The 22,943-nt window shown below is 60.7% G+C and carries 20 protein-coding genes; 17 read left to right on the top strand and 3 right to left on the bottom strand.

Annotated elements, in window-relative coordinates:
• The first annotated feature begins 164 nt into the window (after window positions 1-164).
• The 17 genes from AC0V6X_RS13895 to AC0V6X_RS13815 all read left to right on the top strand — a co-directional run bounded on the left by AC0V6X_RS13895 (window position 165) and on the right by AC0V6X_RS13815 (window position 20,596).
• Window positions 165-1,166, top strand: coding sequence for a DnaJ C-terminal domain-containing protein (locus AC0V6X_RS13895; protein WP_486185139.1), 1,002 nt, complete (start codon window positions 165-167; stop codon window positions 1,164-1,166).
• Window positions 1,167-1,194: 28 nt separating this feature from the next.
• Window positions 1,195-2,235, top strand: coding sequence for a YihY/virulence factor BrkB family protein (locus tag AC0V6X_RS13890; protein ID WP_486185138.1), 1,041 nt, complete (start codon window positions 1,195-1,197; stop codon window positions 2,233-2,235).
• Complete coding sequence (gene fabI, locus AC0V6X_RS13885) at window positions 2,232-3,056, top strand: enoyl-ACP reductase FabI (protein ID WP_486185137.1); 825 nt, start codon at window positions 2,232-2,234, stop codon at window positions 3,054-3,056. The genes AC0V6X_RS13890 and fabI overlap by 4 nt, the downstream gene beginning before the upstream one ends.
• 17 nt (window positions 3,057-3,073) lie before the next feature.
• Complete coding sequence (locus AC0V6X_RS13880; RefSeq protein WP_486185136.1) at window positions 3,074-4,009, top strand: NAD-dependent epimerase/dehydratase family protein; 936 nt, start codon at window positions 3,074-3,076, stop codon at window positions 4,007-4,009.
• A 57-nt stretch (window positions 4,010-4,066) separates the two neighbouring features.
• Complete coding sequence (locus tag AC0V6X_RS13875) at window positions 4,067-4,627, top strand: sugar transferase (protein ID WP_486185135.1); 561 nt, start codon at window positions 4,067-4,069, stop codon at window positions 4,625-4,627.
• Window positions 4,628-4,667: 40 nt separating this feature from the next.
• Window positions 4,668-6,857 (top strand): polysaccharide biosynthesis protein, encoded by a 2,190-nt coding sequence (locus AC0V6X_RS13870; protein WP_486185134.1) that lies wholly within the window; start codon window positions 4,668-4,670, stop codon window positions 6,855-6,857.
• 47 nt (window positions 6,858-6,904) lie between these two features.
• Complete coding sequence (locus tag AC0V6X_RS13865) at window positions 6,905-8,338, top strand: O-antigen ligase family protein (protein WP_486185133.1); 1,434 nt, start codon at window positions 6,905-6,907, stop codon at window positions 8,336-8,338.
• Between the two features lie 3 nt (window positions 8,339-8,341).
• Window positions 8,342-9,091 carry a polysaccharide biosynthesis/export family protein gene (locus AC0V6X_RS13860; RefSeq protein WP_486185132.1) on the top strand — a complete coding sequence of 250 codons (750 nt, stop codon included), beginning with the start codon at window positions 8,342-8,344 and terminating at the stop codon, window positions 9,089-9,091.
• A 44-nt stretch (window positions 9,092-9,135) separates the two neighbouring features.
• A complete protein-coding gene (locus tag AC0V6X_RS13855; RefSeq protein ID WP_486185131.1) occupies window positions 9,136-11,370 on the top strand; it encodes a GumC family protein in 2,235 nt (744 codons plus the stop codon).
• Window positions 11,371-11,470: 100 nt separating this feature from the next.
• Window positions 11,471-12,670: a hypothetical protein gene (locus tag AC0V6X_RS13850; RefSeq protein WP_486185130.1), complete on the top strand. Its 1,200-nt coding sequence runs from the start codon at window positions 11,471-11,473 to the stop codon at window positions 12,668-12,670.
• On the top strand, window positions 12,667-13,350 hold the full coding sequence (locus AC0V6X_RS13845) for an acylneuraminate cytidylyltransferase family protein (protein WP_486185129.1): 684 nt from the start codon (window positions 12,667-12,669) through the stop codon (window positions 13,348-13,350). The genes AC0V6X_RS13850 and AC0V6X_RS13845 overlap by 4 nt, the downstream gene beginning before the upstream one ends.
• Window positions 13,347-15,596, top strand: coding sequence for an N-acetylneuraminate synthase family protein (locus AC0V6X_RS13840; RefSeq protein WP_486185128.1), 2,250 nt, complete (start codon window positions 13,347-13,349; stop codon window positions 15,594-15,596). Before AC0V6X_RS13845 ends, AC0V6X_RS13840 begins: the two co-directional genes overlap by 4 nt.
• Window positions 15,596-16,993 carry a surface carbohydrate biosynthesis protein gene (locus tag AC0V6X_RS13835; protein ID WP_486185127.1) on the top strand — a complete coding sequence of 466 codons (1,398 nt, stop codon included), beginning with the start codon at window positions 15,596-15,598 and terminating at the stop codon, window positions 16,991-16,993. Before AC0V6X_RS13840 ends, AC0V6X_RS13835 begins: the two co-directional genes overlap by 1 nt.
• A 31-nt stretch (window positions 16,994-17,024) precedes the next feature.
• On the top strand, window positions 17,025-18,035 hold the full coding sequence (pseB, locus tag AC0V6X_RS13830) for a UDP-N-acetylglucosamine 4,6-dehydratase (inverting) (RefSeq protein ID WP_486185126.1): 1,011 nt from the start codon (window positions 17,025-17,027) through the stop codon (window positions 18,033-18,035).
• Complete coding sequence (gene pseC / locus AC0V6X_RS13825) at window positions 18,032-19,237, top strand: UDP-4-amino-4,6-dideoxy-N-acetyl-beta-L-altrosamine transaminase (RefSeq protein WP_486185125.1); 1,206 nt, start codon at window positions 18,032-18,034, stop codon at window positions 19,235-19,237. Before pseB ends, pseC begins: the two co-directional genes overlap by 4 nt.
• A 1-nt stretch (window position 19,238) precedes the next feature.
• Window positions 19,239-19,949, top strand: a complete 711-nt coding sequence (gene pseF, locus AC0V6X_RS13820) for a pseudaminic acid cytidylyltransferase (RefSeq protein WP_486185124.1) — start codon at window positions 19,239-19,241, stop codon at window positions 19,947-19,949.
• Window positions 19,946-20,596 (top strand): GNAT family N-acetyltransferase, encoded by a 651-nt coding sequence (locus AC0V6X_RS13815; RefSeq protein WP_486185123.1) that lies wholly within the window; start codon window positions 19,946-19,948, stop codon window positions 20,594-20,596. Before pseF ends, AC0V6X_RS13815 begins: the two co-directional genes overlap by 4 nt.
• Here the strand turns inward: AC0V6X_RS13815 and AC0V6X_RS13810 are convergent.
• The 3 genes from AC0V6X_RS13810 to AC0V6X_RS13800 are packed head-to-tail and all read right to left on the bottom strand — an operon-like array spanning window position 20,524 to window position 22,855.
• On the bottom strand, window positions 20,524-21,489 hold the full coding sequence (locus AC0V6X_RS13810) for an ATP-grasp domain-containing protein (protein ID WP_486185122.1): 966 nt from the start codon (window positions 21,487-21,489) through the stop codon (window positions 20,524-20,526). The genes AC0V6X_RS13815 and AC0V6X_RS13810 overlap by 73 nt on opposite strands.
• On the bottom strand, window positions 21,486-22,202 hold the full coding sequence (locus AC0V6X_RS13805; RefSeq protein ID WP_486185121.1) for a metallophosphoesterase family protein: 717 nt from the start codon (window positions 22,200-22,202) through the stop codon (window positions 21,486-21,488). The genes AC0V6X_RS13810 and AC0V6X_RS13805 overlap by 4 nt, the downstream gene beginning before the upstream one ends.
• Window positions 22,199-22,855 carry an SDR family NAD(P)-dependent oxidoreductase gene (locus AC0V6X_RS13800; protein ID WP_486185120.1) on the bottom strand — a complete coding sequence of 219 codons (657 nt, stop codon included), beginning with the start codon at window positions 22,853-22,855 and terminating at the stop codon, window positions 22,199-22,201. Before AC0V6X_RS13800 ends, AC0V6X_RS13805 begins: the two co-directional genes overlap by 4 nt.
• Window positions 22,856-22,943 lie beyond the last annotated feature (88 nt).

The raw sequence follows: 22,943 nt of genomic DNA, 5'->3' as shown, positions 1-22,943 counted from the left end.
CACACAGTCCAAGGGTGAAAGTCCTCTGAGTTACGCGGAGCCGGAGCGCAAGATGCAGATGGAAGGCGCGGCAGAGTAAACATCGCGCTTCCCTACACAAGCTAACCTCGCGTAGGAAAGCGCAAAGCTTGCACCTCTCAACCGTATCACCTAGCTAAAACACCATGTCCGATCCCTACCGCACCCTTGGCGTCGCGCGCACTGCCTCTGAGAAAGAGATCAAGAGCGCCTATCGCAAACTCGCCAAGGAATTCCATCCTGACCGCAACAAGGACAACCCCAAGGCTGCTGAGAAGTTCTCTGCCGCCACGGGAGCCTATGATCTGCTGTCGGACAAGAACAAGCGCGCTCAGTTCGATCGCGGGGAGATCGACGCGGATGGCAATCCCCTGAACCCCTTTGCCGGCATGGGTGCCGGGGGCGCAGGTTCGCGTGGGTTTGGCCGAGGCTATGGCGGCGGTCGTCCCGGCGCAGGGCCAGGAGGAGGCTTTCGCGACGAAGAGTTCCAGAGCTTTGGCAATGAAGACATGGACTTGGGCGACCTGTTCGAAGGTCTCTTCGGGGGTCGTGCTCGCCAAAACCAACCTCCACCCCGGCGTGGAGGTTTTGGCTCGCGGCCCACGCCTCCCAAAAAGGGCAAGGATATCCAATACCGCCTCGCCGTGCCTTTCGTCGACGCAGCCTCGGGCGCGGATCAGCGGATCACTCTGGCCGATGGCAAGACGATCAGCCTGAAACTGCCGGGCGGGGTCGAGGACGGGACGCAGATGCGGCTCAAAGGGAAAGGCCATGAAGGCCCGACCAAGACCAAGGACACGCGCGGCGACGGGATCGTGATGGTAGAGATCACTCCCCACCCCTTCTTCCGCCGCGATGGCGACAATATCCGCATGGACTTGCCGATCACGCTCGACGAGGCGGTGCATGGCGGCAAGGTCAAATGCCCCACGGTGGACGGCCCGGTGATGTTAACGCTGCAACCCGGCGCCAATGGGGGCACTGTAATGCGCCTCAAAGGCAAAGGCTGGACGAAGAAAAATGGCACGGCGCGCGGTGATCAGTTGGTAACGCTGGAGATCCAGATGCCGGAAGATCTCGATGCGCTCAAACAGCGGCTTGGCGAGTGGAGTGATCCCGCCAAACCGCGCGAGAAGTTCGGCCTGTAAGGGCGCGAGCAAGCGGGGCCAGCAAGCCATGAGCAATCGCGCTGACATTCCGCCCTATTACGAACGCGAAATCCGCTCGCTCTCGCCAGAAGCCCGGCGGCGGCGCGCTCGGGCTCAAGCGGTGCACTTTGCCAGCAGCGCCGATGCGAGCGATGCCAACGCCGGACCACAGCCCGGCATGCTGGGCGTGCTGCATTATATTGGCCCCGGCACGCGCATCTTCGAAGTCGTCCGGCGTACGCTTGTAGGCACCTGGCAGGATGGCTTCATCCACGCCGGTAACCTCGCTTACCTCGCTATGTTGGCGATTGTGCCCTTCTTCATCCTCGGCGCGGCTCTGTTTGAGCTGTTCGGAGGACGCGAGCTCGCCGCTGCTATGGCAGAGACGGTTATTGCAGGCCTCCCACCAAGCGCGAGGACGGTGATCGCGCCGGTGGCGCAAGATGCAGTCTATGCGCGGACCGGATGGCTGCTGTGGTTCGGCGCGGCGGTTGCCTTGTGGACCGCCTCCAGCTTGATCGAGACAATCCGCGAGATTTTACGCCGCGCCTATGGCACGCGGGCGCTTTATTCCTTTCTGCGCTACCGGCTGTTCTCCGCCGGACTGATCCTGGGAGCGGTGGTGCTGCTGATGGTCTCGCTCTTTGCGCAAGTCGCTATCGGAGCCGCGCAGCAAGTCATCCTCGCCGCCTTCCCGCAATTGAGCGAAGTGCTCGACACGCTGCGCATTTCGCGAGTGGTGCCAGCGCTGGGTCTGGGCATCTCGCTCTATCTCCTCTTCTACACTTTGACGCCGGAGGAGTATCGGCTGGGCAAATATCCCAAATGGCCCGGAGCGCTGTTCACGGCCCTTTGGTGGATGGGCGTCACGGTTGCCTTGCCGCCCATTCTGCGGGGCTTTTTCACCTATGACCTGACCTATGGCTCTATGGCGGGTATCATCATTGCCTTGTTGTTTTTCTGGCTCGTTGGCCTCGGCCTCGTTATCGGAGCAGAATTGAATGCAGCGCTTGCGGAACCTGAACGCGAGCCAGACAAAGAAACCCGAGATGGGGAAACGGACACATGACCGGACTTATGAAGGGCAAACGCGGGCTGATCATGGGGCTCGCCAATGAAAAATCACTCGCCTGGGGCATTGCCAAGGAACTGGCAGAGCACGGGGCGCAGCTGGCCTTTACTTACCAAGGTGAGGCCCTGGCGAAGCGGGTGAAGCCGCTAGCAGAGAAGCTCGGCAGCGATGTAACGATGGAATGCGACGTGTCCGACATGGCTTCGATCGACGCGGCCTTTGCGGCGCTGAAAGAGCGCTGGGACAGCCTCGATTTCGTGGTCCATGCAATCGGCTTCTCTGACAAGAACGAGCTGCGCGGCAAGTTCATCGACACCAGCCTCGATAACTTCCTGATGACGATGAACATCTCGGCCTATTCGCTTGTCGCGGTGGCGAAGCGCGCGGCGGAGATGATGCCTCCGTTGGGCGAGGACGGCAAAGGCGGTGGGTCAATCCTGACGCTGACCTATTATGGCGCTGAGAAGGTCATGCCGCATTACAACGTCATGGGCGTTGCGAAGGCCGCGCTAGAAACGTCGGTGCGCTATCTCGCCAACGATCTTGGGCCGCAGAACATCCGCGTCAACGCGATCAGCGCGGGGCCGGTAAAGACGCTGGCTGCGAGCGGGATTGGTGACTTCCGCTATATCCTTAAATGGAACGAGCTGAATGCACCCCTGCGCCGCACCACTACGATTGAAGATGTAGGCGGTTCCGGCCTCTATTTCCTTTCCGACCTCAGCTCCGGCGTGACGGGAGAAGTCCACCACGTCGATAGCGGCTATCACATCGTCGGCATGAAGCAGGTCGACGCGCCCGACATCTCGACCGTTTAGGCAAGGAACCGGGTCGCTTGCGCATTCTGGTCACCGGGGCGAGCGGCTTTCTGGGCCGCGCGATAGTTGCCGCCGGTGCAGAGGCGGGCCATCACATTATTGCCGTAAGCCGTTCTGGGACGCCGGTTCCGGGAGCGGCGGATTTGCAGGCGTGTGGGGATTTGGCGCTGGGGATCGGAGAGATCGACCTTGCTGGCGTCGACGTCGTCATCAATTGTGCGGCTCGTGTTCACGTCACGCAAAGCGGCGAGGCCGCTGCCGACGCCACGATCGCAATGAACACCACGCTCCCTCTGAATCTCGCGAAGGCTGGGTGCGCCGCGGGGGCGGGACGTTTTGTCCAGATCAGCTCGGTAGCGGCGGTCGCCAGCCGGACCCTGCCCGGCGTAACCTTTACCGATGCGACCGAACCGTTTCCAAGCAGCCTCTATGGGCTATCCAAGCGCAGTGCCGATAGTCTGTTGGAAGGCCTGGTGACGGATGATAAGTTCAGTGTCATCTCGCTCCGCCCTCCGGCGATATACGGCCCCAAAGCTCCAGCCCATTTCGCCAAGCTGGTCCGCGCGGCCAAAGCGGGTATCCCGCTACCACTGGGCGCGATTCGCAACCGTCGCAGCTTCGCCTATGCCGGCAACATTGCCGACGCGGCGTTAGTCGCGGCAGAAGCAAGCCCGGAATTGCTCCAATGCGGATCATTTATAGTCACCGACAGCCTCCCCATCTCCACCGGTGCGCTGTATTCCAAGCTTCTCGCAGCCGCTGGTCATGGTGACCGAGTGTGGTCTTGGCCCGAGCCTCTGGTGCGCTTGTCCGCAAGGATCGCACTAGGGGACCGCGCCGACAGCTTGCTTGGAAACGCCGCCTTCGATGGCAGCCGCTTCGCCAAGATGACCGGATGGCAGCCGCGAGTGAACATGGATGAGGCGCTGCGCCTGACGCTCGAAGCCGATTGAGGTCGGCTCCCTAGCGACCCCAGCGCCCCTCGGGCACGCAAGGGAGTTGCCAAGGAAATGAAGCGTTTGCTCGACATTGTCATCGCCGGAAGCGCGCTGATCGTGCTCTTTCCGCTGATGTTGCTGATCGCGCTGGCCGTCCGGCTCGACTCTCCCGGGCCGGCCTTGTTCTGGTCGCAGCGCTTTGGGCAAAGCGGCGAATTGTTCTGGATGCCGAAGTTCAGAACCATGCGCACAGACGCCCCGCAACTCCCGACACACTTACTCCAAGACTCCGTATCTTTACTTACTAACCTAGGGCCAATACTTAGGCGTAGTTCCCTCGACGAATTGCCTCAGCTTTGGAGCGTTCTTGTCGGACATATGAGTCTGATCGGCCCTCGCCCCGCGCTCTTCAATCAGAGTGATCTAATTGAAATGCGTAGAGAAAATGGTTCATTTATGCTACTCCCGGGGATCACTGGATGGGCTCAGGTGAACGGGCGCGATGCTTTGACACTCGAGGACAAGGTTGCTCTAGATGGTGAATATTCATCACGTCGGAGCTTTCTATTCGATTTACGAATACTTGCACTGACTGTCGTTAAGGTGTTGCGGGCGGACAGTATCAAACACTGATCGCTCTTAATCTCCAAGGCGGCTGAAGACAGGACCGCCTATGGCTCGCTATAATAATGCTAGCTCTATCCAAAAATCACTTGCAGTGGATGCCGAGCCAACCGGCACGCCGGTGATTGAGCCTATCATTGCCGCCTTGGTGGGTGTGTTCGTCGACATCGCCTCGCGCTCACTGGAATGGCCACGCTGGGCGAAGCGATCGGCGGTTGCGGGAGTGGATGCACTGCTTGGCCTCGCGGCCGTGTGGATCGCCTTCTCACTGCGCCTTGGTGAATGGCACATGCCGGGTGCGGGGTTTGGGTTGTTTGCAGGGGCCCTGCTGGCTTGCTGGTTCCCAATCGCCTTGATGCGAGGGGTCTACCGGTCAATCTTCCGGTTCTCCGGACGCGGCGCGATCATTGCGCTGATGGTTGCGGCGGGCTGCACGACCATCCCTCTGACCATCTCCTTCATGGCAATCCCGCAAGACAATGTGCCGCGCACCATGGCCATTCTTGGTCCGCTGATCTTCTTCCTATTGGTCAGCCTCGCCCGGATTGTCGGGCGCTATGTCATGGTCGATCTGTTCAGCGATCGCTTGGCGCAAAGCGAAGACTTCGCCGCTCCGACAAAACGCGTTGTCATCTATGGCGCCGGCGCCACCGGACAGCGATTGGCGCAGGCACTGGCGGTGGAGGCGGGCATGCGCCTGGTCGCCTATGTCGATGATGATCCCGACAAGGCCGGGCACACCCTCGACGGGGTACGCGTGCACCATACCTCGCAGATTGCCGATTTGATTGAGAGCCGCGCGATCAGCGACATTCTGATCGCGATCACCAATGTCAGCTTCACCCAGCGCAAGGCGATCATCGCCTCGCTCGAACCACTGGCGGTCAACGTGCAGACCCTGCCACCGATGCGCGAAGTGCTCGAGGGGCGGATCAGTGCAGCGGCGTTACGCCCCATAGAAGTGGAAGACCTGCTCGGCCGCGCGGTGGTCCCCGTGCATGGGGACCTGCTCTCGCGCGAAGTGACTGGCAAGCTGGTCATGGTGACAGGCGCGGGCGGATCGATTGGGGCAGAGATCTGCCGCCAAATTCTGGTGCAGCGCCCAGCCGGCTTGGTCATGGTCGAAGTCAACGAATTCGCTTTGTTCAACATCGGGCGAGAATTGACCGCGATCCTTGATGCGCAAGATGACGCAGAGAGCCCGAGCCACCCCCGTCCGAAACTCTACCAACGGCTAGCCGACGTCTCCAGCACGCAGGTTGTACAGCGCCTTTTTGCAGAGTTTGCGCCGGATACGATCTTCCATGCTGCTGCTTACAAGCACGTGCCCATGGTCGAGGACAATGTGGTTGAGGCGGTCCGCAACAATGTGCTCGGCACCCGCGTTATGGCCGAAGCCGCGATGCAAAACGGGGCGCAGCGCTTCGTCTTGATCAGCACTGACAAGGCTGTGCGTCCTCCCAATGTGATGGGTGCGAGCAAGCGGGTGTGTGAGATCATTTTGCAAGACTTGGCCCGGCTCCAACGCGGCTCCAACACCTTTGCCAAGCCTGGATCGACCGTATTCTCAATGGTGCGGTTCGGCAATGTGTTGGGTTCAAGCGGCTCAGTCGTACCGATCTTCCAGCGCCAAATCGAAGCGGGCGGGCCAATCACGGTCACGCACCGCGAAGTGACGCGCTATTTCATGACCATTTTTGAAGCCGCCCAACTGGTGATCCAAGCCGGCGCAATGGCGCGGGGCGGAGAGGTGTTCTTACTCGACATGGGCGAGCCGGTGAAGATCTGGAGCCTTGCGCAAAGCATGGTCCGCCTGGCGGGTCTACGCGTCCAGGATGAGAGTGATCCAGGCGGCGATATCGCCATCGTCGAAAGCGGACTGCGCCCGGGAGAGAAGCTCTATGAAGAGCTGCTGTTGGGCGAGAACTCCGCAGCCACAGAACATCCGCGCATCATGCAAGGCCACGAAAGCTGCCCGCCTCCGGTGGCGGTTGCGACTGTGCTTAAACGGCTGACGCAGGCCATCGCACAGGGCGATGAAGGTGCATGCAAGCTGGCGCTCAAGTCGCTCGTCCCGACCCTGCGTTATGGGCTTGAGATGCCAACCGATCTTGAAGGGATGAGAGGCTTGAGACAGCCTGCTTCTCAGCCCAGCACGGCATCGGATGAGCCGCGGCAAGAGCAAACGCCCGATGTCTCGCTCCCAGAGATCAACGTCACCCCTGCATCGCTGAGCTGACGGCCATGTTCCAAGCCTCTTCATCTGCGCGAGCGCTAAGTCCTTCAATGAGTGCGGCAAGCGGCCTCAAGGGCCTTGCCCCCCTCACGCGCCCTCACGTCATTTTAATAGCCTACCTCGCGCTGGTCTTTGCGCTGGGCGGAGGCGCGCGGGATGATATCTCTTCGCTCGCGATCCTACGTCCGGTTTCGATTGGTGTGCTTGGGGTCGCGCTGGTGATTGCGGACCCGGCTCGAATGCGCGCAAACCGAGTGATTCTGGGGCTGGCAGGAGCTTGGACCGCACTGGTGGCGCTGCACCTTGTCCCCTTGCCTCCTCAAGTCTGGCACGCTTTGCCCGGACGTGAACTGGCGATAGAGATCGACCGCGCAGCAGGCCTTGCGGGCCAATGGCGTCCGCTGAGCCTTGTCCCCTACCGCACGCTGAACGCGCTGCTTTCGCTCAGCGTCCCGCTGGCCGCACTGGCGCTGGCAGTGAACCTTACTCGGTCGCAGCTGCGATGGACCATCATGGTTCTGGTCGCGCTGGTTGGGCTGAGCGCGCTTTTAAGCTTGCTGCAAGTGATCGGAACGCCGGGCAATCCGTTCTACCTCTACCGCATCACCAACCACGATGCCGCTGTCGGCCTGTTCGCCAACCGCAACCACAATGCGATTTTTCTGGCTTTGGGCATTATCTGGCTGGGGGCGTGCGTATCACTGCACCGGCCCGCGAAAGAGCTCCGCGCACTTTGGCCAGTCCTTCTAGGCGCAGCGGCGCTTTCCTTGCTGCCATTCCTAATTATGACCGGATCGCGCGCGGGATTGGGACTGGGCATCTTGGCGCTGATCGGGTTCTGGTGGCTGCAAAGCTTCGCCTCGCAGGAGCGACGCGCGCGGGCATCAAAGGCACCCCTCAACCCTGCCGTGATCGCTGGGGCGGTTGGCGCCTGCACGCTGGCGGGCATGACCTGGATGTTCACCGCGGGGAACGCTTTCTCCCGTCTGACCCAGTCGGGCGGCGCTGATGATGGCCTGCGCCAGCTGATCTGGCCCACCACCTGGGAGCTTGCCTGGCAACACTTTCCAGCCGGCAGCGGGATCGGAACCTTTGTCGAAGTCTACGAAGTGGCAGAACCTGCATCCACTTTGGGGCCATCTTATATCAACCATGCACACAATGATTGGCTTGAGATTGCCCTGACGGGCGGCGCCCCTGCGCTCTTACTGATTGCAGCAGGGGTCCTGTGGCTTTCCCTTAGGGGTTTGCGCGAATTCAGCGTCGCGCAGGGCGCGGATCGCACTCTGCGGATGGCGGGACTTTTCACGCTTGTGATGCTGTTTCTGGGGAGCCTTTACGATTACCCGCTGCGCACACCCAGCCTCGCAATCACCTTCATTCTGGCGCTTGTCTGGATTGCGGGAAGCGCCCCGCACTCTAGCCCTGATGAGGACGCCGGGCAGGCACCAGCCCCCAGCGATTCGGCCAAGGAAGGGGTCTGAGACATGATCAAGCAGCAAGTTTCATCGCGCAAAGGATCTGTCAGGCTAGCAGCTCTGCTCCTGACATGCGCAGCGCTCAGTGCGTGCGCATCGACGCCTCCTCTTGGCGGTGCACAAGGGCTGCAGGTGGTCTCGGCCAATTCTCTCCCCGCCCCCATTCCCGGACAGGGCAGCCATCAGGCCCGGCCCTACCTTGTCGGACCCTTCGATAAATTGCGTATCGACGTCTTCGGGATCGAGGAGCTGTCTGAACGCGAAGTGCAAATCGACGCAAGCGGGCGGGCCTCCTTCCCGCTGGTCGGATCGTTTGAGGCCGCGGGCAAGACCCCGCGCGAGATCGAAGCCGAGCTGACCGCTGCCCTTGCCGGGGACTACGTTCGTGACCCTCAGGTGACGGTGAACCTCGAAGAGACGCTGAGTCAGGTTGTCACACTTGATGGCCAGGTGCGTGAGCCGGGCCTCTATCCGGTGATCGGCCGGATGACGTTGATGCAAGGCGTCGCCACAGCAAGCGGCCTTACAGAATTCGCAAAAGTCGATGACGTTGTGATCTTCCGCGAAGCGAACGGTCAGCGTTACGCCGCGCTCTACAATCTCGGCGCGATCAGGCGCGGGATTTATGCCGATCCAGAAATCTATGCCGGCGACGTGGTTGTGGTCGGTGAGAGCCATTCGCGCCGCCTGTTCCGCGACATTCTGGCCGCCACTCCATTGCTGACCGCTCCGATTATCGCGCTGCTCCAGAACAACTGACCGCATGGGCCAATGCCTTTCAAAGGATCACGGGTGAGAGACCAATGACTGACACAACCAACCTCGTGCCCATGCGCCCCGAAACAACGCAGATCACGCCCTATGCGGGGCCGATCCTGCCGGTCCGGCGGTCGGGGATGCGCCCGATCCTGATCGAGTATTTCGACATCCTACGACGCCGCAAGTGGACCATCACTGCGGTTCTGGTCGCCGCTGTACTGGCCGCGCTTGTCGTAACCTTGCTCACCCGACCGACCTACACCGCGACCACACAGGTGCAGGTCAGCCGCGAAGAAAACAACGTCACCAATGTGCAAGGGGTTGAATCGGAGAATGCCGGGCGAGACCTGGAATTCTACCAGACCCAGTACGAACTGCTCGAAGCGCGCTCTCTGGCTGAGCGTGTCGTGCGCAACCTGCGCCTGACGGAGAGTGAGGATTTCTGGGCCGCGCATGGTGTTGACCTAGAAGCGCTGGAAGAAGCAGCGATGAGCGAGGCCGCAGACAACCCTCAAGCAGTGAGCGATCCACGTTCCGGCACGGATTTGCGCCAGCGCCTTGCAATCGACACTTTGCTCAAGGGCATTTCGATCAACCCGATCCGCGGGTCCGCGCTAATTGATGTCGACTACTCGTCCTTCGACCCAGAGCTATCGTCGCGTGTCGCCAATGCCTGGGTGGCAGAATTCATCGCTCAATCCATCGCGCGCAAGTTCGACTCCACCGCCGAAGCGCGCAGTTTCCTCGAAGGGCGGCTCGAAGAATTGCGCGGGCGAGTTGAGGATTCAGAGCGTGCGCTGGTCGACTTTGCGACTGCGCGTAACATCGTCACTGTTACCACCGACAATATCGGTCCGGGCACCGCTCAGATCGGTGAACGCACTCTGGCAGCGGAGAACTTGCAAGGTCTGAACGAGCAACTGATCGCGGCAACAGCTGATCGCGTCGCTGCCCAGGCCCTTGTCAGCAATTCAGGCTCTGCCCAGACCAACCCCACGCTCGCCCGCATGCGCGAACAGCGCGCTATTGCGGCAGCGGAACACGCAGAAGTCATGGCACAGTTCGAGCCCGGCTATCCGCGCGCTATCGCTCTGAAGAGCCAGATAGAAGAGCTCGACCGCGCGATTATCACGGAAGAAACGCGGATCAATCGCGGCGCAACCGAAGCCTTTCAGGCAGCGCAGCGGCGCGAGGCAGAATTGCAAGCGAAGGTGTCCGGCCTGTCCGGCGAAGTCCTCGCCCAGCGCCGCGATGCGATCCAATACAACATCTATCAGCGCGAAGCTGACACCAATCGCCAGCTCTATGACAGCCTGCTGCAGCGCTACAAAGAGATCGGCGTTGCAGGCGTCTCGGCAAGCAACATTGCTGTGATCGATGCAGCACAGCCGCCGCAGCGCCCCTCTTCGCCTAACCTGCTGCTCAACCTCGCTCTTGCGCTGGTCGCTGGAAGTGTTGCTGCGGCGGGTCTGGTCTTTGTCCTCGAGCAGAGCACCGAAGGTCTGACCGATCCCAGCAAGCTGCAAGAGGCGCTCGGCATCCCGCTGCTTGGCTCAGTCCCGCAAGTCGCTGATCACGAAGACCCGATTGAACTGGTCGCGGACCCCAAGACTGAGATCGCCGAGGCTTACATTGCGATCCGCTCCAGCCTCGCTTTCACCACCACCCACGGCGTGCCGAGCAGCTTCATGCTGGTCAGCTCACAGCCTGCAGAAGGTAAAAGCCTGTCTGCGCTGGCTCTGGCGCTGGTTCTGAGCCGGATGGGCAAGCGCGTCTTGCTGGTCGACGCCGACCTGCGTAACCCTTCGGCGCACACATATATGGACACGCACCGCAAGTTCGGCCTGTCGAACTATCTGGCGGGCGATGACAATATGAAAGCGCTGATCCAGCAGGTTCAGCCCGGCGTCCATCTGATGGCATCAGGCCCTTCAGTGCCGAGCGCGGCGGAGCTTTTCTCCAGCGACCGTCTGCGCGGTTTGGTGGAGCGGATGAGCCAGGAATACGACCATGTAATCGTCGATTCTGCGCCCGTTATCGGCCTCGCTGATGCACCGTTGGTCAGCCAGGCCGTCGAAGCGGTCGTCTTCGTCGCCGAAGCAGGACGCGTTTCCGTGCGCGGCCTCAACTCCGCGCTTGAAAGAATGCAGGCAGCAAGTGCGCCGATCGTGGGCGCAATCCTGACCAAACTTGATCAGCGCTCCTCTCATTACGGTTACGGCTATTCTTACAGCTACGCCTATGCCTCTCGGATTGAGGAAGAACGTGGCGCGGCATGACCCCCCCAAACGCGCGCGCTTCAGCGACGAAGTCGCCGCCCCGCGAAGGGGTGCAAAGAGGCGGGCAGGGCTCAAAACCCGCGCATTTTTCGCTGTGCTCTTGCTGGGACCTCTGGCCCTTTTCAGCAGCGTCTACTCGCTCGCGACCGCGCTCGACACACGCGATCCCCATTTCTCGCACAGCATCTATGGTGAGCTTCCTAAAGCCAAAGTGCGAATTGGCGATCTGGCGGTAAGCGCTGCGATCACAGACACTGAGGCTCCGTCGAGCGCGAACGCGATTGCAGCTGATCTTCGAGCATCCGATCGCTTTCAGATCGAGGCGCTTGCTCTTTCCAGCCTAGTCGACACGCCCTATGCGCCGGGCGCTTTGCGGCAGTTGGCATTCCTGGAAAAGAATGCAAACCGCCGCGTGACACTTCTAGGGCTGGCCCAACTCAGCTCTCGGCGCGATGTTGCAACGGCAGCGCAAATAGCCGAATTGCAGTTCCGGGATGGCTCGCTTGAAGAAGGGCTTGAGACCCTTGAGGTGGCGCTCTCGGTCTCGGATTCGCTCGATGAGCGCATCTTTCCGCTAATGCTCCGTGCCGCGCAGGATCGCAGCTTTGCCGACCTTCTGCGCGCAAGGCTCGCACGCGATCCCAAATGGGCCGCTCGCTTGGCAGCTCATGCCAGCGGCAATACGAACTCGGCGGTGCTGTTTGCAACGATTGCCGATGGCCTCCCGCACGGGTCACGCGCACGGTCGATTGATTATGGCGCACCTCTGGTCGACCAATTGGCCACGCAGCTCCATCCCGGCGCCGCCTTTGCTGCCTATGCTGCCTACGCTGATGGACCGCAGGACATAGGCGCCTTTGGAACTGGCGGCTTGCCACCGCTCGATTGGCAAATCATCGACAATCTGGAAACCGGCATAAGGTTGCTCAGCAAAGCGGCCCCCGATGCGCGCAAGCCTACGGTGGAGCTATTCGCCGCGCCGCACCGCTCTGGCGAAGTCGCGCGGATCATGCTGCGATTGGAACCCGGGCCTTACGCGCTGAACGTTGGGCTTGCCGACCCGCGCGGGAGCGGAGGAATAATCACTCTTGCCCGGATCTGCATCGCGGAAGGGCAGGAACGGGCCCAGTCTGAGACTACAACTTCCCTTGATACCAACCTCGCGCGGTTGGCCTTCACAGTGCCCGCTGACTGTCCCTACCAATCCATCCGACTGAGCGCAGCTGCGAGTGGAGAGGCGGTGGGTGTGCTGGTCCAGGATGTCGCGCTGACTCGCCTGCAAGCGGAGCGTGGTTCATGAGCATCCTCGCCATCATCCCAGCACGCGGCGGCTCCAAAGGACTGCCGGGCAAGAATCTGCGCGATCTGGCTGGCAAGCCGCTCATTACCTGGTCGATTGAGCATGCCTTGCGCACGCCAGAGATCGCGACCTGCTTGGTCAGCACAGATTGCCTCGAAATTGCTGAGGTTGCCCGCCGCGCTGGTGCCGAAGTGCCATTCCTGCGTCCGGCACAGCTCGCAACCGATACAGCTCCAACCGAGCCCGTCATGCTCCACGCGCTCGAAGTGATGGAGGCATCGGGGCACAGCTTTGATTGCGTTGCACTGCTGCAACCGACCTCGCCCTTGCGTAGCGCCAATATGACAACGCGCGCGCTGGCTAAGTTGCGGGCAGAGGGGGCCGACAGCCTGCTCTCAGTCACAGAAAGCCACGCCTTCTTCTGGCAGCAGGCTCCGGTGCGCGCGGGCTACGACTACCACAATCGGCCCCGGCGACAGGATATCGCGCCTGCCGACCGTCAATACCGCGAAACCGGCTCACTCTACATCACCCGCCGCGATGTGCTGGTGCGCGAGGGCAACCGCTTGGGCGGCAAAATCACCTTGTTTGAAACCAGTGAGGAAGAAGGCTTCGAAGTCGACAGCCTCGCTGACTTCCGCCTCCTTGAAACCCTTATGCCACAGGCGATCCCCGCATGATTATCGACAAGAACCTGCGCCCCTTCGTGATCTTTGCAGAGGAAGACCTGCTTATCGCGCTGCGCAAGATCGGGGAGAACCGCCGCGGCGCGGTGCTGTGTATCGCGCAGTCAGGACGGCTCGAAGGCGTCTTGACCGATGGCGATGTGCGGCGCTGGTTGCTCGAATCTGAAAAGTTCGATTTCGACGTCCCGGCGATCTCAGTCGCAAACAAACACGTCACCACCGCACGCGAGGGTATGGGCGAGGCTGAAATCGAAGCGATGTTCTCTGACAGGGTGGGTTTTGTCCCGGTGCTAGACGCGCAGGACCGGGTGGTCGCAGTCGCTTGGAAGGATGCCAACCGCATCATGCTGGGCGATCGCGCAATCGGAGTGGACGAGCCGTGCTACATCATCGCGGAGATTGGCAACAATCATAATGGCAGCCTGCGACGGGCAAAGCAGTTGATTGACCTGGCGGCTGAGTCCGGTGCCGATTGCGCCAAGTTCCAGATGCGCGACATGGCCTCGCTCTATCGCGGCGGCGGCGATGCGAGTGACCAGAGCGCAGATCTGGGCGCGCAATACACGCTCGACCTCTTGGCGCGCATGCAGCTCTCCAACGATGAGATGCTGCAGGCGTTCGACCATTGCAAAGCCAAGGGCATCCAGCCGCTGTGCACACCGTGGGATGAGGCAAGCCTGGCGGTGCTCGAGAGATACGGCATGCCCGCCTACAAACTCGCTTCCGCCGACCTTACCAATCACGAATTGCTTGGGAGCATGGCGCGCACGGGCAAGGTGCTGATCTGCTCGACCGGCATGTCCACGCAGGCAGAGATAGAGGATGCAGTTGCGGTCCTTCGACGGCACGGCGCGCCATACGTGCTGCTCCATTGCAATTCGACATATCCTGCTCCGTTCAAAGACATCAACCTCGCTTTCATGGATGTCTTGGGTAAATATTCCAGTGGCTTAGTGGGGTACTCCGGGCACGAACGCGGTTTCCATGTGCCCGTCGCGGCAGTCGCGCGCGGAGCAAAGGTGGTGGAGAAGCACTTCACGCTCGACCGCAATATGGAAGGCAACGACCACCGCGTCAGCCTGTTGCCGCAAGAGCTTACCGACATGGTCGCACAGATCCGTGAGGTTGAGGCCGCGATGGGCACCGCTGCACCGCGCGCCATGACGCAAGGTGAGATGATAAATCGCGAAGTGCTCGCCAAGAGCTTGGTCGCGGCGCGCGCAATCGAGGCAGGCAAGGTACTTGCGGAGGAGGACCTCACCATCCGCAGCCCTGGTCAGGGCCTCCAACCCTATCGGCTGAAGGAATTGATCGGACGCCCCGCAAAACAGGACATGCAGCCAGGCGATTTCTTCTTCCCCAGCGACCTTGATGACGATCAGAAAGCTGCGCGCGAATTCAGGTTTTCGCGGCCCTTTGGTGTGCCGGTGCGCTATCATGATCTGGCCAAAATGGCCGGCGCGACGAACCTTGATCTGGTCGAGTTCCACTTCTCCTACAAAGATCTTGAAGTCGATATCGAAGCGACTTTGGGCGATGCACGCTTCGACATGGAGCTGGTCGTCCACGCACCCGAATTGTTCGCAGGCGACCATGTGCTCGACCTGTGCTCACCCGACCCAGATTACCGCGCCCATTCAATTGCAGAGCTGCAGCGCGTGATCGATGTGACGCGCGAATTGGGCAAACGCTTCCCCAATCGCGGCCCCATCCCAATCATCACCAATGTCGGGGGATTCAGTGCAGACGGTCCCTTGCCCGAGGCGCAAAAACCCCAGCTCTACGCGATGGTGGCCGAGGCCCTCGCCTCGCTCGACTGCGACGGCGTGGAGATCATCCCCCAGACTATGCCGCCTTTCCCATGGCATTTCGGCGGTCAACGCTTCCACAACCTGTTCATGGATGCGGGTGAAATCGCTGACTATTGCAAGACCAACAGCGCGCGCATCTGTCTCGACATCTCGCATTCCGCCCTTGCTGCAACGCATCTGAAAACGAGCTTCCAGCAATTCCTTGAAACGGTCGGCCCCTTCACCCGCCACTTGCACGTAGTCGATGCCGAAGGTGTGGATGGCGAAGGTTTGCAGATCGGTGATGGCACAATCGATTTCGGCATGGTCGCAAGTGTGCTCGACCGCGTCGCGCCAGAAGCCAGCTTCATCCCCGAAATCTGGCAAGGCCACAAGGATGCAGGCGCAGGCTTCTGGACCGCGCTCGACCGGCTCGAAGCGTGGATGTGATGCACGCGCCGGTCTCTCCGAACATATCGGCCATGCGGCAGGAGAGCCGCCTCCGCCGGATCGGCCTTGTCGTCGACCACCCCTTGCGCGACCTTGATGGCATGTGCCTCGTCGCTCAGCTGCTGGCCGAGCGTGGGGCTGAGGCGGTGCTGCTGCCGTTTTACACTCAGCACTTCGACCTGCCCAATGTTGAGCTTGATCTGATCGTCCTGAACTACGTCCGCCCAGCCAATCGCGCCCTGATTGAGGCGGCTGCAACCCGCGGAATTGCGCTCGCTGTGCTCGACACAGAAGGAGGGCTCATCCCAGAAAGCGGCCCAACCTCTGCCAGCGGCATTGCTCGTTTCCTGAGGGAAAGCGAGATCGATCAAGCCTTGTCGCTCTATCTCTTTTGGGGTGATCACCTGCGCAACGTAATCGTGAGTGAGACGAGCCTCCCCAGTGAGCGCGCTATCGTGACGGGCTGTCCGCGCTTCGATCTGACGCATCGCACAGGTCCGAAAGCCACAACACGGAATGGCCGCATTCTCGTCAACACCAACTTTCCCGTGGTCAACTCACTTCATTCAGACGGGTCGAAGACCGACCGGGAGGCCTTGCGAAGCGTGGGCTTCAACGACGCTGAAATCGCCGAGCTGGAACGCGCGGTTGGCAAAGTCATGGAGCGAATGATTGCGACGATCGAAGTTCTCGCAAGGGCGCGGCCTGAACGCGAATTCGTCATCCGCCCTCACCCATTTGAGAGCGCGGAACCCTATGAGAGCGCCTTTGCCGATGCGCCCAATGTAACCGTTGAGCGAGCGGGTACTGCCATGGAGGCAATCGCAGCATCCGCGTGTCTGTTGCACGTCAATTGCACCACTGCGGTTGAGGCATGTCTATGCGGCGTTGCGCCAATCTCGCTCGACTTCATCAATGAGCCGCGCTTGAAGGCGATGGCCGCGCTCCCTTCGCAAATCAGTATCCCAGCGCGCAGCCAGGCAGAGGTTCTCGCGCTGATCGACCGCGCGGATCGCGTGCAACGCGGGCCGGTGCATGCACAGATTGCACCCTTCTTCGGGCCGCTCGATGGCGAGGCTGCCACGCGTGTCGCCGATGCATTGCTCGATGCGCCTCTGATCTTGCCCGATTGGCCCCAAGATGGTTCCAACTCCGCGCGCTCCATCCTCACGGCTTGGCTCGGTGCTACGCTTGGTTCTGGACTGATAGAAGGGCTTCGCCAGTTCCTCACACCCGCGCGCAAAGCCAAGGGTTTCAAACCAGCCGAAGTGCGCTCGACGTTGGCGCGTCTGGCAGCCAGTCGCGGCACAAAAGCCGCCAAAGTCGAGCAAACTCACTCTGCCATCGGCCTGCCAATAATGGCACTCAAAGTGAGCCCGCCGGAACGGGCCGCCTAGGAAAACCACGCAGGAAAGGGTCAAGGCTCCAATGCTAAACGGCAAATCGCTTCTTATCACAGGTGGGACCGGATCGTTCGGACGCGCCTTTGTGCGCCGCGTGCTCGACCTTTATCCTGGCATTGCGCGGCTGGTGATCTTCTCGCGCGATGAGCTTAAACAGTTTGAAATGGCGCAGGAATTCTCGCCGGAAAAGCACCGGGCGCTGCGATATTTTATCGGTGATGTGCGTGATGATGCACGGCTGCGGAGAGCGATGCAGGGGATCGACTATGTCGTCCACGCCGCCGCGCTGAAACAAGTGCCGGCAGCGGAGTACAACCCGTTTGAATGTATCAAGACCAACGTGTTGGGCGCACAGAACGTGATTGAGGCTTGCCTCGACAATGGTGTGAGCCGGGTGATTGCACTCTCAACGGACAAAGCCGCTGCGCCTGCCAACCTCTATGGCGCGACAAAGCTGTGCTCGGACAAGCTATTCGTTGCGGCCAACAATATCCGCGGGAAACGCGATCTGCGCTTCGCGGTCGTTCGCTATGGCAATGTGATGGGCTCGCGCGGGTCGGTCATCCCGTTCTTCAAAGCGCGGCGCAAGAGCGGTGTTTTGCCGATCACAGATGAGCGGATGACCCGCTTCAACATCTCGCTCGATGAGGGGGTCGAGATGGTCTTATGGTCGCTCGAAAATGCGAGCGGCGGAGAAATCCTGGTGCCCAAAATCCCCTCTTACCGCATCGGCGATGTGGCTGAGGCTATCGCGCCAGAAGCGATCCAAGAGGTGGTCGGCATCCGTCCGGGAGAGAAGATCCATGAGGAGATGATAACCTCCTCCGACAGCTTCTATACCGTCGATATGGGCCGCTATTACGCGATCCTGCCGCCCGGCGACCGTGAAACGCTTGAGCAATATTGCCGCGATAATGGAGGCCATCCTGTCGAACCGGGCTTCGTCTACAATTCCGGCACCAATCCAGACTTTCTCACTGTTGCCCAGCTGCGCTCGCTGATTGGCGAGGAGGCGGGCGTTCCGGAACTGGCGTGAGCACCGCGTTCGCAGATCGTCCCGTTGGTTCTGTAGATAAGTCATTAGAACCCATCCCCTATAGCTGCCAGCAGATCGAGGCAGTGGACATCGCAGCGGTCACGAAAGCGCTAACCAGCGACTTCTTGACCCAAGGCCCCGCCGGACCCGCATTTGAGACCGCTTTCGCCGCGCGCCATCACGTGGCGCACGCCATCACTGTCTCTAACGCTACAGCGGCGCTGCATATCGGTTGCCTTGCGTTGGGCGTCGGTCCGGGGAGCCGCGTCTGGACCAGCCCCATCAGCTTCGTCGCCAGCGCCAATTGCGCGGTGATGTGCGGGGCGAGCGTGGACTTTGTCGATATCGACCCAGCCACCCGCAACATGTCGGTTGAGGCGCTGGCGACGAAGCTGGCGCAAGCAGAGCGGGACGGAACGCTTCCCCATTTGTTGATCCCGGTCCACTTCGCCGGCCTGCCATGCGATCTGGCAGAAATGCGTGCACTCGCCGACCGATATGGCTTTCGCATTCTGGCCGATGCGAGCCACGCTGTCGGAGCCGCATATCAGGGCGCGCCCATTGGCTCTGAATTTGCTGATGCAAGTGTCTTCAGCTTTCACGCGGTCAAGATCATTACCAGCGCAGAGGGCGGGATGATCGTGACGCAAGATGATGGGCTTGCTGAGCGTTTGCATCTCTTGCGATCACACGGCGTCACCCGCGATCCGGCGCAGATGTCAGGTGAGCTCGCGGGCCGTTGGCACTATGAACAGGTCACGCTGGGCTACAATTATCGCCTCACAGACTTGCAATCTGCTTTGGGCTTATCGCAGCTCAACCGGCTCGACCAATGGCGCGAGGCCCGCAATTGCCTGGCGATGCGCTATGATGCGTTGATGGCTGACATACCCGTGGTGTTGCCCGCTAAACTTGGGGACAGGCAGTCTTCTTGGCATCTCTATGCGGTGGAGCTTCACGGGGATGTTGAGCGTAACCGGCGCGAAGTCTTCGAGGCTATGCACGCTGCCAATATCGGCGTGAATGTGCATTACATTCCGATCCACACCCAACCCTTTTATGCGCAGCTCGGCTTTGCGCGGGGCGATTTCCCGGCTGCCGAGGCCTATTATGATCGCGCACTGACCTTGCCACTCTTTCCCGCAATGACCCATTCCCAGCAGGACCGGGTCGTCGACACTCTGCGCGAAGCAATCGGTTGAGATGTCCAGCGGCAACCTCGCCATTATCCCGGCACGCGGGGGCAGCAAGCGAATTGCGCGCAAGAATATCCGTCACTTCGCCGGACGCCCAATTCTCAACTGGAGCATCGATGCCGCTTTCAAGAGCGGTTTGTTCGAAGAAGTCATGGTCAGCACTGAGGATCAGCAAATCGCTGATATTGCCCGGGCCGCCGGGGCTTCGGTGCCCTTCCTGCGCTCTCCCGATACGGCAGACGACCATTCCCCAATCGCCGATGTCCTGCGCGAGGTCACCGAGTGCTACTCGGCCAGCGAGCGTAAGTTTGCTCATATCTGCTGCCTTTTCGCGACTGCGCCGCTGATCGCACCACGTGATCTTAGGCAAGGTCTGGAGTTGCTCAACGGCGGATGGTTTGACGTGGTGCTTCCCGTTGCGCGCTTCGCCTATCCGATCGAGCGCAGTCTCACGCGCGGGTCTGATGGTGCTGTGGCTCTGACCTATCCCGAGCACGCCAATACCCGTTCGCAAGACCTGGAAGAGGTCTATCACGATGCTGGTCAATGGGTGTGGACCCGGCCTGCGTTCCTGCAGACAGGCGCACCTTTACTCGGGCCATCCACTGGGTCGCTTGTCATCGACGCGAACAGGGTTGCGGATATTGATACCGAAGAGGACTGGCAGCGCGCGGAATGGCTGTTTGCGCGATTACGCGAGCAGGACGAAGCAGCATGAGCCGCTCCTATCGCTGCCTGCCTCCGCTCGATCAGACCCATGCTAGATACTCACTGCGATGGATTGGTGACACCGATATTGAGCGCATTCGCCTCTGGCGCAACGCCCAGATGGATGTGCTGCGACAGGCAGAAGCAATATCGAGCGATCAGCAACGCCTATACTTCATCAACACGATCTGGCCGCAAATGGACATCGCCAAACCCGCCACCATACTGATGGTGATTGAGCATCGCGGCCAGCCCATCGGCTATGGCGGACTGGTTCATTGCGCCTGGGAGCACAAACGTGCGGAGATCTCCGTCCTTCTCGCGCCCAAAATCGCGGGCAATGCGAAGGAATATCGTTCAGCGCTCTTAGCCTTTCTTGGGATGGTGGAACGCTATGCTTTCCACGCGCTCAGCCTCAATCGCCTGACCCTCGAAACCTATGACATTCGTCCTTTCCACGTGTCGGTTCTTGAGGATGCGGGCTACGTTCTCGAAGGACGATTGCGTCAGCATATCACGCTGGAAGGCGCGCCGGTGGACAGCCTCCTCCACGCAAAGCTAGCCTGCGATCGGGGCGCCTTGGATCACGCCAAAGGCGAGCGGATCAATTCGGTGGCCACCCGGTCGATCCTGGTTCCTGTGGAAGGAGGATCGTAACGACCGATGGGAAGGTCAAGCCGCTGCTGAAGTGACCAGATCGCATCCTGAAAACCCAGCCGGTGGCGAAATCCGACCGTGCTGGAAAAGCGCGGGTTCACCTCAAACACGCGCGGCGTTCCAGCATCCATACGCAGCTGCACGTTGATCGCGCCCTCCAGATCGATCGCCTCGGCAAGATCAAGGCACAATTGTTCAAGCTTTGGATCAAACACCACTTCTCCGGTGCCGGTCAGACCACCGCGAAGGCTTCGGCGGAAGCAGATCGAACGGGTGGACATTCCCGGAAGGCGGACAAGGCCACAGGTGAACTCCGCCTGATCATCCTTTAGCCATCGCTGCCAGATATAGCCTTCTCGGCCCTCGGCGGCGTGCGCATATTCGCTCCGGTGCACCTGTGCGAGCCCCTTGCTCCCCTGACCCGAGCGCGGCTTGATTATGACGTCAAAATCGCCCGGCTCATCTTCGCCCACGAGACCGGTTTCGGGCACGTCTAAGCCCGCCGCCTGCAAGGTGCGCGCGGTGGTCAGCTTGTCGAGGCCGATCGCGAGTGCCCCCGCGTTAGCGGTGACCAAGGCGGCGCCTGCAAAGCTCTCACCAATGAGCGACGCGCGGAGGAGGCGCGCCAACTCCGCTTCTGCAAGGGGAATGACGGCCAGAGCCTTGCTTTGCACCACTGCTTGCTCAAGCGACCTCAGAAAGTCGGGTGCCTGCGCGGGCGGCAGGACGAGGAAATCGTCCACAAAGGCTTCGCCCGGCGCGTTTGAATCGCAGTCAGCGCCGATGATCCGCGCACCTGGCAGAGCCTCTCGCAGAACGCGGGCCAGAGCGATGCCGATATCGCCGCCCGCTCCAGTCAGCAGGATAGAGCCGGAAATGCCAGCCAGCGTCACGCCGGAACCTTCAACCGATTGCGCGTCAAAACCGCGCCCAATTGCTCTCGTCCCGCATCGCGCGCACGGCACTGGGCCTGAGCCGCCTCGATAGGAAATTCGGTCCGGCGCAAGGCAATCGCGCCTGTCTCGGGATAGAAAATCGCCCAGCTCGCCAGCCCACCAATGTCGCGCGGTTGACCAACCGATCCCGGGTTACAAATCGTCGGCTTGCCTGCGCGTAGAAACGGCCAATGCGTGTGGCCCAGCCAAACCTGATCGCAGTCCAATCCCTCTCCGACCCGCACAAAACGGGCCGCATCGTCATTGGGATAGATATAGGCGTCAGGATCGAAGGGGGCGCCATGTGCCAGGTATATCCGTTGGTCGCCCAGCGTGATCTCACGTGAAACGGGCAGCGCTTCCAACCATGCCCAATGCGCGTCTGCAAACTGCTCAAGAACCGCGTCCAAGCCTGATCCATAGCGGTCGCGGTAGTGGGTCAGTGTCGCCCAATCCTTGCGCGCAGCGAGCGCCATCCGGTCGTGATTGCCCTGAATTGCGGTGCATTGGAAGGCCTGCAGTGCCTCGACCACCGCGGCCGGCTCGTAATAATACCCCACCACATCGCCGAGGATCACCAGCTGGTCGATCCCCTCTGCGCGAATATCGCTGAGCACACAGGCAAGCGCGGCGATGTTCGAATGGATGTCAGCCAGGACGGCAATTTTCATGAGCTGTCAGCCCTCGCCAGTCCGCATTCCTGGAGCATCCGATCGGCAACCTCTTGAGGCGTCTGGAGGTTCTTGACCGGGGCAGCCATTGGATCGCCGCTCTCACGCAGCCGGCGCTGCATCAGCGTGTCGATCACGCCGGGCTGGAAGATGTGCGAGGTAATGTGAGTGTTCTCTTCATCCAGAGCGCGCCAAGCCATCACCGCTGCCGCCTTGCTGATGCAATAGGCACCCCAATTGGGGATCGCGCGCAGAGCCGCTCCGCTGGAGACGTGAACCACCTCCAACGTGGCCCCCTTGGCGGTCGCTATCTCCGCAAGCGCTTTGCCAATTGCGAGCGGGCTGCTGAGATTGACTTGCATCGCGTCCTCCATCGCCGTCTCAAGCGTCTGATCGAGCATTTGACCCTGCGGCAATATTGCAGCGATATCGAAGAACCAGAGGCGCTCAAAGCTGAGCTGGCTCAAGATTGGAGCCAGTTTTTGCGCCCAGTTGTGGCTCTCGCGAAAATCAGCGCAGATATGGGGGCAATCTCGGCTCCAATCGGCATTGCGGCTGATCGCAAGGCAGGCCATTCCGCGTTCGGAGAGCGTTGCGAGAACCGTCTCCCCCAAGCCGCTTGCCGCCCCTGTAATGATCGCTAGATCGCTCATACTCTGTCTCCTTTTGAATTAGGTCCAATTGGGAGGTGCCTTTGCTTGTCCTGAAAGGCCTGCTGCGCGCACCCTGCACGCTCACATA

Source organism: Erythrobacter sp. S267, assembly GCF_057365045.1.
The sequence above is the reverse complement of the archived record's forward strand: the minus strand, read 5'-3'. Positions and strand labels throughout refer to the sequence as shown.